The organism is Hoyosella rhizosphaerae (assembly GCF_014643175.1).
GTDB classification, from domain to species: Bacteria; Actinomycetota; Actinomycetes; order Mycobacteriales; family Mycobacteriaceae; genus Lolliginicoccus; species Lolliginicoccus rhizosphaerae.
Window position 1 is genome coordinate 1 of record NZ_BMJH01000005.1, and the last position, 10,790, is coordinate 10,790.

The following is a 10,790-nucleotide window of genomic DNA, read 5'->3' on the forward strand; positions in this document are numbered from 1 at the left end:
TGGATGAGTTGCCTGAGCCTGCGCGTCGTGCGATTGAGCAGGAGTTGGCTGAGTATGAGGCTGAGCAAGCTGAAGCCAGGAGCTCGTGATGGCGGTATCTACAAAGGCCCTGCGAGAGAACAGGGTCACCAAAGCTGCTGAAGGAATGCTCCGGCAAGCCGGGCTGATCTTTCAGCTATTCGTTGACGTAATCCGGAATACCTTTCGGAAGCCTTTTCAGACACGCGAATTCATTGAACAGTCGTGGTTCATTGCGAACGTGACCATTCTGCCAACAGCGCTGGTTGCGATTCCGCTCGGCGCGGTGGTCTCGATGCAAACTGCATCGATCATCAGGCAGTTGGGTGCGGAAGGGTTCACGGGGTCCGCGAGTTCGCTCGCAGTTGTGCAGCAGATCAGTCCGATGGTTACTGCGCTCCTGGTCGCTGGTGCGGCCGGCGCGGCAGTTACCGCCGACCTTGGTTCTCGCACAATTCGTGAAGAGATCGACGCGATGGAAGTACTGGGCATCAACCCAATCCAACGGTTGGTGGTGCCTCGCGTTATCGCCATGATCCTCATCGCCGCACTGCTCAACGGCCTTGTATCGGTCGTTGGTGTTGCCGGAGGTTACGTATTCAACGTCATGATCCAGGATGGAACGCCAGGTACCTACATTGCGGCCTTCTCGGCGCTCGCGCAGATACCTGACCTTTGGATCGGCACGATTAAGGGAATGATCTTCGGTGTGATCGCAGGTGTGATCGCGGCCTACAAGGGACTTAACCCTAAGGGCGGACCAAAGGGCGTTGGCGACGCAGTGAACGAGGGTGTTGTTGTCACCTTCCTCCTGCTCTTCTTCGCCAACTTCATCCTTACGGCCGTATACATCCAAATCATTCCACCGAAGGGGGCTTAAGGCATGACTGCAACCAAAGGCCGCCTTGACGTAATGGGGCGAAAAGCTAAACGCGTAGCTGGCAAGCCCCTCAACTCTCTCGAAACCCTTGGTGGACAGCTTTCGTTTTACGGGCGCGCAATCGCCTGGATCCCGGCATCCATTAAGAAGTACCCGAAGGAAATCACCAGGCTCCTAGCCGAAGTAACATTCGGCACCGGCGGTCTTGCTGTCATCCTCGGAACATTCGGCGTGATCATCGCGATGTCGATGTTCACAGGTGCTGTGGTCGGGATGCAGGGGTATGCATCGCTGAACCAGATCGGTGCCGCGGTGTTGACCGGCTTTATTTCGGCCTACATCAACACACGTGAAATTGCTCCCGTCATCGCGGCGCTAGCACTGTCATCAACCGTTGGTTGTGGATTCACCGCTCAGCTTGGCGCGATGCGCATCTCCGAGGAAATTGACGCAGTTGAGGTAATGGCGGTTCCTAGCCTTCCGTTCCTCGTCACTACTCGCATGATCGCAGGCTTCGTAGCAGTCATCCCGCTCTACATCGTCGGTTTGCTTTCTGCGTATTGGGCGTCTCGAGGGATCAATATCTATCTCAACGGACAGTCGACTGGATCCTACGATCACTACTTCAACTTATTCTTGCCCCCTGAAGATGTGCTCTGGTCATTCGGCAAGGTCTTAGTCTTCGCCTTCGTGCTCATCATGATTCACTGTTATTACGGCTATAACGCCAGTGGTGGACCTGCTGGTGTGGGTGTTGCTGTAGGAACTTCCGTTCGCACAGTGATCGTGACGATTGCACTCCTCGACTTCTTCCTGAGTCTCGCTATCTGGGGTACAACAACGACTGTGAGGTTGGCGGGATGAACCCATCAAAGAACCGGATGAGGCTGATCGGCCTGGCTTTCCTTGTGCTGATCATTGTCTTCGTGCTGTTTTGCACGCTGACATTCACGAAGGCCTTCAAGCCAGTTGTGCGTGCGACAGTAAATGTCGAGACCCTTGGTAATGCGCTAGCCAAAGAGGCTGACGTAAAAATCAGCGGAGTCGATGTTGGCGAGGTTCGTGGTACGAGTCTTGCTCCTGATGGCCGCGGCGAGATCGATATCGCAATCGACCGAAATAAGGCGCACTTGGTGCCTGAGAACGTGACGGCGCAGATCCTTCCCAAGACACTTTTCGGTGAGCGGTATGTAGCACTCGTCATGCCCGACAACCCAGTTGGTGAAATCCAGGCCAATGCCGTCATCGTCGAGGACGCAGAAGGTAGTGCCATCGATGCATCACGTATGTACGACGTCTTCCACGACCTTCTCACCGCTGTTCCGCCGTCAGATCTTGCGGTAACGCTGGGCGCTCTCAACCAGACCTTCAGCGGCCGTGGCGACAAACTCGGTGCGATGATCGATCGCTTCCAGGAAATGGCAGCCGGCATCAATACAGAACTGCCGAACCTTGAAGCGACCGTAGTCGACTTGGCGACATTCGCGGACACATACGCAGACGCGCTTCCCGACCTCATTTCAGCCCTAGATGATTTCCGGACAACGAACCGGATCCTCGTTGAGGAGCGTTCATCGGTTGATGCGATGCTGGAATCCTTGACCATGTCATCAGGTCAACTAGCAAACTTCCTCAACGTCAACGGCGAACGAATCGTTAATATCTCCGCTGACTCACGGGAAACACTGGAACTCCTCGCTCGGTACTCGCCAAGCTACGGATGCGCAATTGAATCGTTTGCGAACCTCGTGCCAACAATTGACAGGGTGTTCGGTGTTGGCGTCGAAGATCGAGGACCTGGCCTGAACGTCACGGTGCAGCTCGCGAACCCTCGTGGCCGCTACCTGCCAAACCAGGATGAGCCGCGCATGTTCGATACTCGAGGCCCGATTTGCTACCAATCGGTGCCGAGGAGTCAAGGAAAGTTCGGCCAGTACCCAGGTGGAGCTATCAACGATGGCACTTATCCAGTTCCTTCCCGCAACCCGGGACCGCAAAACTTGCAGGAACTTCCCGACCCACTAGCATCTGTTGGGCCGACTGCGAATCAAGGCGGGCAAACAGACCTGGCCGGATCCCCAGCGGAACGCGATGCGCTAGCTGTTGTGTACGGCCAATCGAACGGGATGTCGCCACAAGACGTCCCAGGATGGACGACGATGATCGGTGCACCCGTATTGAGGGGAGCTGAGGTGAGTTTCGAATGAGAGGGCTCGCAGCTCCACTAATCAAGCTTGCGCTGTTCGCGATAATTACTATCTCGGCAGTGGCAGTGCTAGCAGTCGCTATTGCGAACTACATCCCTACTTCGGGCCACACCTACAAGGCGCGATTCACAGACGTGACGTCTCTTGAAAAAGGCGACGAAATACGTATCGCTGGTGTGCGAATCGGAAAAGTTACCGACATCAAACTCGCTGACCGAGACCAAGCTGAAGTCGAATTCCAGATTCGAGACGGTCTCGAACTACCGAGTGACGTCAACGCCGCGATACGGTATCGCCACCTAGCAGGTCAGCGCTACGTTCTGCTGAGCAGGGGATCGGGCACCGAAGCTGGCAATCTAGAGCCAGGTTCAACAATTCCGCTCGACCGCACTACCCCCGCAGTGAACTTGACAGTGATGTTCAACGGTTTCCGTCCGCTGTTCCAAACTCTGCAGCCTGAAGATGTGAACCGGCTAGCCGACCAGATTATTCAAATCTTCCAGGGCGAATCGGCGACGATCACGCAACTGGTGGCGAACGTCGGAACACTCACCAACGCCATCGCAGACAAGGATGAGGTAATCGGTGAGGTCGTCAACAACCTGAACTCAGTGCTTGAGAGGGTAAATGAGCACGACGACGATATTCGGGAAATGGTTTCGTCACTCGACATTCTCGTTAGTGGCCTAGCCGATGACCGCGACACCGTCGGAAGTGCTGTTCAGTCACTCTCCGTTCTGACGCAAGAATTGACTGAACTGCTCGAACCAACAAGGCCGTCGATTCAAGGAACCATCAGCGGTGTGGAACAGCTGGCTGGCAACCTCAATGCGAACAGTGCCACAGTCGAACGAACGATTCAGAACCTTCCAGTCAAGCTTGAACGAATCGGTAAGACAGCGTCACTCGGTTCTTGGTTCTCGATGTACCTATGCGGACTGGACATCATTGTCGGACCGGGAACACCAACCGGAGTTAACCTCCCGGGCGGAATCCCAACAGTGAACCAGCCCCTGTACACCAACGCTGCGGATCGCTGCCAACCAGGGGGTATCCAGTGACGAACCACCGCAATCCAGCAGTAACTGGTTTCATTGGTGTAATCATGATTCTCTTCGCAACGGGTGCAGCGTTCTTCCTGAACGATGTCCCGATGTATGGAGCAGCACCTCGCTACACTGCAGAATTCAGTGAAGCAGCTGGCCTTGAAAAGGGGTCTGAAGTACGTGTCGCCGGCGTCCGCGTGGGTGAAGTAACTGACGTTCGCCTCGAAGGTGACCGAATTGCTGTTGATCTTCGCGTCCAAGACACCTGGATCGGTGACCGGACAGAAGCCTCCATCCAGATCAAGACGCTGCTGGGACAGAAGTACGTTGCACTTGATCCACGCGGCACCGAAGCGTTGAACCCACGCGACCGTATTCCGCTGGAACGCACGGCATCTCCGTACGACGTAATCCCGGCTTTCTCAGACGCAGCTGAGACACTCGGCGAGATCGATATGAATCTTGCCGCGGATGCCTTCGATACATTGGCGGAAGCCTTCGAAGACACACCGGAGCATATGCGGAACGCGATCGAGGGAGTTACACGTTTGTCTCAAACGATTTCCTCCCGCGATCAAGAAATCCTGCAATTACTAGATGAGACCCGGCAGACGACAGCAATCTTCGCTGACCGTAACGAGGAATTCGCACGCCTCGTCTCGAACGCAGGGTTGCTACTCGAGGAACTCAATATTCGGCGTCAAGCCATCTCAATCCTTCTGCAATCGTCACAAGAACTTTCGGCTGAGCTTCAAGGCTTGGTCGCCGATAACGAGCAGCAGCTCGGACCGGCACTTGCACAACTACAAGGCGTGACAGACATGTTGGTGCGAAACCAAGAAGCTCTCCAGCGAGGTACGAATCTACTCGCACCGTTCTATCGAGTATTCGCGGACACACTAGGAACCGGCCGCTGGTTTGACATCGCGATCGTCAACATCACGCCGCCCGGACTGCCTGACGTTCCAGGTATCCGTGCTCCTATCAACACCGGAGGAGGCAACTGATGACGCAGCGAAAAGGTTTAGGTGTAATCGCGGCGGCTCTCGTGTTGGTCCTTCTCGCCGGGACAGTGATCTGGTTTGTGTTCTTCCGGCCAGGGCTGAAAATCACCACCTACTATCCGACCTCTGTGGGTATTTACAGCGGATCGACTGTGCGAGTTCTCGGAATGCCCGTCGGCAAGGTCACAAGCGTCACCCCGGAGGGCGGCGAGGTTCGCGTGGAAATGCGAATCAATCGGGGCATCGACCTGCCTGAAGAAGTGTTTGCACTGCAGATGACCCCGTCGTTGGTCTCCGATCGGTACATCCAGCTCGCGCCCGCCTACACCGATGGGCCGAAGCTCGAAGGCCCAAGAGCCGAAATTCCACGGGAGCGCACAGCCACCCCCGTAGAAGTCGATGAGATCTATCAATCATTGGCAGATTTCACTGAGGCAATGGGTCCTGACGGAGCCAACGCCGACGGCGCCCTCACACGGTTTATCGACACGGCACACGCCAACTTGTGTGGTCCAGAGGCGATCGAGGACGATTGCGACGGAATCGGTCAAGCGCTGGGTGAGTCCATCACTGAATTGGCAGAGGCCTCTCGGTATTTCGCTGATGGCTCTGATGATTTCTTTGGGACCATCCGTAACCTGCAAGTATTCACGACAGCGCTAGCTGAGAACGATGCCCAGGTGCGGAACTTCAATGCGCAAATGGCCACGTTCACGAGCTTCCTCGCAGACGAACGTCAGAACCTAGGCGATGCCATTAACGCATTGTCGTTTGCGCTAGATGATGTGGCACGGTTCGTCAATGACCACCGCGAAGCGCTCTCCACAAATGTTGAGGGTCTCGCACAGATTACTTCCCGGATGGCGCAAGAAACTGACGCAATTGGGGAGATTCTAGTTAACGCCCCGCTGGCGATCAGTAACCTTGCGAATGCCTATGACGCAGAAGCTGGCGCGCTAGCCGCACGATTGAATCTGCTTGAACTACAGGACATTGGCGGTTCAATCTGTGGGTTGGTTGACCTCCAACGTCTATACCCCGGCGACCAGCGCTTCGCCGATCTCGGACGGCAAATGGCGCCAATTTTGGAACAGTGCCAGGGTCTGGCCGAACAGGTCAATGCGGGTGTACGAAGCCCTGGTGTCACATTGCCGCTGGGCATTATGAGCAACCAGATCTCGGAACGGTCTGGTCCCGTCCCGGGGACAGTACCGGGATCACCGGCGCCAATTACGTTGTCCGACGTTGAGCGTTCATTGGTAGGGCCAATTGCTGGAGGTGGACAGTGATACGGCGTCGTAAAATGCGCTCGCACTCGCGAAAGATTCGCTTGCGAGCTGCTGGAATGACGGCAGTGGTGTCTGCACTCGCACTCACTACGTCGGGTTGTGTAATGGAGGACGGGATCTACACGCTTCCGCTTCCCGGTGGGCCGAGCTTGGGCGCCGACCCGATCCAGATAACTGTCGCGTTCGACCAAGTTCCTGAGGTGTTCCCCGCGACGCTAGTCAAGGTCAACGGTGTAAACGTCGGAATGATCGACGATGTAGAACTCAGCGACGATGGCTGGAATGCGATCGTCACAGTTCGCCTGCAAGATGGTTTGAACCTGCCAACCAACTCGCTGGTATCGATCCAACAGACCAGCTTGCTCGGTGAGAAGTTCCTAGCCATTGAGCCACCTACCGTCGATCGTGCGCCTACCGTCATCGACGATGGCCACGTAATTCCGCTCGATAACACCCGCGTGCAGATTGAGATTGAAGAGATCTTCGGCGCATTGTCGCTGCTCCTAAACGGTGGCGGTGTAGCGCAGATCCAGCCAATTCTTGATGAGCTAGAAAAGGCATTTGGTGGGCGGGAGCCGCAGATCAAGTCGCTATTGACTGAAACCAACGCACTCGTCAACAGCCTCAACAATCAGCGGTCCGAAATCCAGCGCGCACTCGACAACCTGGAAAGGATGTCGGCGCGGCTTGATACACAGCGCGATGAGATCAGTCGAGTAGTGGAGGAGATTCCACGCGGAACTCAAATCCTTGCAGAGCAGACTCCGCAATTGATCGAAATGTTGCGTCAGGTTGATGCACTCGGCACTGTTGGCGCGGATGTGGTGAGCCGAGCTCGAGAAGATCTGATTGCCGACTTGCGGGCGTTGAGGCCTGTGGTGCAGGCGTTGGCAAACACCGGCGATAATTTGCCGAACTCGCTGTCGATTCTGCCCACTTACCCGTTCTCGGATGCGTCGATCGATACGGCGTTTGGCGGGGCAATCAACACCTGGTTGGCGGTAGATTTGCAGATCGCCGACACGTTGGAAAACCTTGGTGTAGGGCAGGGCATTCCGCAGTACATCCCACCATATGGCCAACCGCAGCCCGTTCTGGATCCACGGAATCCGTACGTCGGTGGTCGGGGTCCTGTACCAGGACCAGGAACTGGTCCATTGATTCCGTTGGGCAATTTGCTGCCGGTACAAATGCCTGCAGCAGGCCCAATGCCCGGGCCGATTCAGGATCTTCTTGATTCTTTGGGAGTTGGACAACCATGATCTCACGATTTGTCAAAATCCAGCTCATCATGTTCGTGGTGATTGCCGTCGTGGGCGTCATTTTCGTGAGCGCGAAATATGCCCGATTGCATACGTTGCTCGGCTTTGGTGAGTTTCCGGTCTATGTCGAGATGGAGAATACCGGTGGTATTTTCCCGCTAGCTGAGGTCACCTACCGGGGAGTCCCTGTCGGAACGGTGGGGGATCTTGAGCCCATCGTTGGGGGTACCCGCGTCGAACTTCTGATTCGTACGGGATCACCAGACATTCCAGCCTCGTCGACTGCACTGGTTTCAAACCGGTCAGCCGCCGGTGAGCAATACGTCGATCTGCGTGCGGAAACTAGCGAGGGCCCTTACCTCGAACGTGGATCAATAATTGGCTTCGAAGACAGTGCAGCGCCCGTACGAGTTGAAGCTCTGCTCAACGGGTTGCACGACCTGTCGCAATCGATTCCATTGGCGAAGTTCCGCGAAGTGGTGCAGGAAACCGCTTCGGTTTTCCATGGCAGGGGTGAGGATCTCGGCACAATAATCGACTCCTTCGATGTCTTCTCAGAAGAAGCGAACGAATCGATGCCGGAGATTCTCCAGTTCCTACGCGATGGCAGTGTTGTACTGCGGACGCAAGCTGAGCAGTCCAATGAAATCAGGTCGTTCTCCCGAGACCTCGGCCTCATCACGTCACAGCTGCAACAGAGCGATGAGGACATTCGGCGAATTATCCAGACATCAACCAACGCGGGTGATGCAGTAAGCGCGCTGCTAGATCGTGGTGGACCTGCGCTCACCGAGTTCCTGGCGACTACCGAGCCAGTTACTGCTGTGCTGGGGGAGCGTGGACGGTTCCTACGTCCAGTCCTGCAGGCATTGCCAGCGCTTGGGGCTGCAGCAGACACGGTTGCGCCGGGTGATGGTACTGCGTACTTCGGGTTGGTTTTTGAGCTGAACAACCCGCCTGCGTGCACCCTTGGTTACGAAGGCACATACGCGAGAATGCCAGCGGGGCCAACTGTTGATGCGGTGTATAACGGCACTCATGCTGACTGGGAGTGGGACACGACAGTCGGTTGTCGTACTCCGCAAGGTAATCCCACCGGTGTTCGTACAGCGAACAAGATGATTTACGCAGATCCGCGTGTACCGCAGCCATGGGACAACAATCCTAAGCGTGCGCCAGACACAGTGGACCTGAACCCCTTCGCTCAACAGACAGTTGAGCTGCTCAACCTGGTTGGTTGGAACTGAGAAAGTAAGTTGGCTGCGGGGTCTGGCTTCGGCTAGACCCCGCAGCTATTTCCGTGCCGAATTCCAGCACCCCTTTTCTTTCGCTGAGAGAAAGTGTGGGTATTCGGTTCCGTAGATTTTTAAAGGTACGGTGATGGCGTGAGTGAGAACCAGAACACGGTGCAGGGTAGAACGACAGCAGGATCACGGCGGGCGAAGACGTCGAAGATCGTCTTGACTGTTGTGTTGGTTGTTGTCGTTGCCGCACTTCTGTGGGTGGGCGCGATGTGGTGGAAAGCCTTCAGCGATGGGCGAGCCGCGAATGAGCGTGACCAAGCGCTGACCGATGCGCATCAAGCTGCCATCTACATCAGTACGTTCGATACTCTCGATCTTGAGACGACCTTCTCTAACATCGAGTCAGTTATTACAGGCGATGAATTCGCGGCCGAGATGGCTGAAGCTCGAAGGACGCTGGAGACTGAGGCGCCCACTGGTGGTGCCATAACTGCGGATGTAACTGACATTGCGCTCGTTTCGTTCGACCCAGGTGCTGATACAGCAGTTGCTGTTGCGGTGCTTAACCGCACTACAACCGGACCAGAGGGTGCGTTTGTGACGCAACGCGTCATGATGGAAATGCAGTTGACGAAGGTTGAGGATCGCTGGCGGGTGTCGAACTCAACTCAGGTGGGTCCACCGGCGTTGGTCAGAATGTCCGAAGGCGCAGAGGCTGAACTGCCCAACGTGGATATTCCTGAGGCGGATATTCCTGAAGAGGAAGATCCTGCTGTCGACTCGCCAGATGAGTCGGGCACTGACGAACCTGACAATGCTGGTGAGTAGGAAATCTTCTCGATTTGCCGCTGTGGCACCTTTACCTGCCTGAGAGAGAACTTTAAGGGAGATCTGTTATGTCGCGTCCGCAACGTCCACAAAGAGGACCAGCTGACCGTTCGCGCCGACCAAAGGTTGCTGGGCGAATGAGCCCGCGAGACTCCGCTGTACCCAACGAGGCTGCTGTGCCGAGTGAATCTGCCGGGGCAGAGAACACGACGGATCCATTGGAAACAGGTGACACCGTCGAGAACCCGCCCTCGGGTAGTGGCGTGGAAACTGACAGCGATGGCGCGCCGAAAAGCATTGTTTTGGCGGCGGGAGGCATCGGTCTAGTCGCGCTCATCGCAGCGGGGGTGCTAGTTGGAGTTCACGGCCCTGGTGCTTTGATCGGGAAGGCTTCTCAGGACAACAATGCCTTCATTGATAGCGCCGGGACGCTTGCAGTTCAGGATCGCGCAGAAGCAGCTTTGGCGGGGATTTTTAGTTACAGCTACCAGACGTTGGACGAAGACTTTGACACGGCGAGGGCATTTCTGACTGAGTCGATGCGTGAAGACTACGAGTCCACCATAGAGACGACTCGGCAGGCCGCTGAGCAACGTGAGGCGTCTGTGCAGATGGCGGTGCGAAGGTCTGGAGTGGTGTCGCTGACTCGGGATGCGGCTGAGGTGCTTGCCCTGGCTGTTGTCTCTACCGAGACTGGTGGAATTCCGGATCAACAGTTCTCCGGTCCAATTTTGGTGGACTTGGCTTTGGTGGACGGGGAATGGCTGGTGGACGCGATCCGCGAGCGCTGAGCGCGGCGAGGATGAGCGTGGATCGCTCAACCCGCGGGTGGGGCGAAGTTTGGACTAGTCGACGTTTGGGCTAGTCACGGTGGCGGTCATGAGGTTAAACTCTACGCACGCTCTCGCGTTGTCTGTTTTTCGTTCAGTGAGTGGCGGGCTGGTTTGCAAGGCCCGTGTATTTAAGGCCCGCAGTTTTCAGGGCCGGTGGCTCTATGGCCCTGGGTTTTCAT

10 protein-coding genes are annotated in these 10,790 nt (G+C 56.0%); all 10 read left to right on the plus strand.

From position 1 onward, the window contains the following. Positions 1-88 precede the first annotated feature (88 nt). Positions 89-898 carry an MlaE family ABC transporter permease gene (locus IEW73_RS16040; RefSeq protein WP_188677744.1) on the plus strand — a complete coding sequence of 270 codons (810 nt, stop codon included), beginning with the start codon at positions 89-91 and terminating at the stop codon, positions 896-898. Between the two features lie 3 nt (positions 899-901). After that, positions 902-1,762: an MlaE family ABC transporter permease gene (locus IEW73_RS16045; RefSeq protein WP_188677747.1), complete on the plus strand. Its 861-nt coding sequence runs from the start codon at positions 902-904 to the stop codon at positions 1,760-1,762. Beyond that, positions 1,759-3,105, plus strand: a complete 1,347-nt coding sequence (locus IEW73_RS16050; RefSeq protein ID WP_188677750.1) for an MCE family protein — start codon at positions 1,759-1,761, stop codon at positions 3,103-3,105. Before IEW73_RS16045 ends, IEW73_RS16050 begins: the two co-directional genes overlap by 4 nt. After that, a complete protein-coding gene (locus IEW73_RS16055) occupies positions 3,102-4,166 on the plus strand; it encodes an MCE family protein (protein WP_188677753.1) in 1,065 nt (354 codons plus the stop codon). Before IEW73_RS16050 ends, IEW73_RS16055 begins: the two co-directional genes overlap by 4 nt. Next, the gene (locus tag IEW73_RS16060; RefSeq protein ID WP_188677757.1) at positions 4,163-5,158 is read left to right on the plus strand and encodes an MCE family protein; all 996 of its coding nucleotides are present in this window, start codon (positions 4,163-4,165) and stop codon (positions 5,156-5,158) included. The genes IEW73_RS16055 and IEW73_RS16060 overlap by 4 nt, the downstream gene beginning before the upstream one ends. Beyond that, entirely contained in the window at positions 5,158-6,444 is a 1,287-nt protein-coding gene (locus tag IEW73_RS16065) for an MCE family protein (protein WP_188677760.1), read from the plus strand. The genes IEW73_RS16060 and IEW73_RS16065 overlap by 1 nt, the downstream gene beginning before the upstream one ends. 14 nt (positions 6,445-6,458) lie before the next feature. Next, a complete protein-coding gene (locus tag IEW73_RS16070; protein ID WP_188677762.1) occupies positions 6,459-7,706 on the plus strand; it encodes an MCE family protein in 1,248 nt (415 codons plus the stop codon). Then, positions 7,703-8,953, plus strand: coding sequence for an MCE family protein (locus tag IEW73_RS16075; protein ID WP_188677766.1), 1,251 nt, complete (start codon positions 7,703-7,705; stop codon positions 8,951-8,953). The genes IEW73_RS16070 and IEW73_RS16075 overlap by 4 nt, the downstream gene beginning before the upstream one ends. Positions 8,954-9,091: 138 nt before the next feature. Continuing rightward, positions 9,092-9,778, plus strand: coding sequence for a hypothetical protein (locus IEW73_RS16080; RefSeq protein ID WP_188677769.1), 687 nt, complete (start codon positions 9,092-9,094; stop codon positions 9,776-9,778). A gap of 137 nt (positions 9,779-9,915) precedes the next feature. After that, on the plus strand, positions 9,916-10,569 hold the full coding sequence (locus tag IEW73_RS16085) for a hypothetical protein (RefSeq protein ID WP_188677772.1): 654 nt from the start codon (positions 9,916-9,918) through the stop codon (positions 10,567-10,569). Positions 10,570-10,790 lie beyond the last annotated feature (221 nt).

Coding starts and splice junctions, on each gene's coding strand:
- IEW73_RS16045 (WP_188677747.1), top strand. CDS start 902: ATGACTGCAACCAAAGGCCGCCTTGACGTAATGGGGCGAAAAGCTAAA.
- IEW73_RS16075 (WP_188677766.1), top strand. CDS start 7,703: ATGATCTCACGATTTGTCAAAATCCAGCTCATCATGTTCGTGGTGATT.
- IEW73_RS16085 (WP_188677772.1), top strand. CDS start 9,916: ATGAGCCCGCGAGACTCCGCTGTACCCAACGAGGCTGCTGTGCCGAGT.
- IEW73_RS16065 (WP_188677760.1), top strand. CDS start 5,158: ATGACGCAGCGAAAAGGTTTAGGTGTAATCGCGGCGGCTCTCGTGTTG.
- IEW73_RS16070 (WP_188677762.1), top strand. CDS start 6,459: ATGCGCTCGCACTCGCGAAAGATTCGCTTGCGAGCTGCTGGAATGACG.
- IEW73_RS16055 (WP_188677753.1), top strand. CDS start 3,102: ATGAGAGGGCTCGCAGCTCCACTAATCAAGCTTGCGCTGTTCGCGATA.
- IEW73_RS16040 (WP_188677744.1), top strand. CDS start 89: ATGGCGGTATCTACAAAGGCCCTGCGAGAGAACAGGGTCACCAAAGCT.
- IEW73_RS16050 (WP_188677750.1), top strand. CDS start 1,759: ATGAACCCATCAAAGAACCGGATGAGGCTGATCGGCCTGGCTTTCCTT.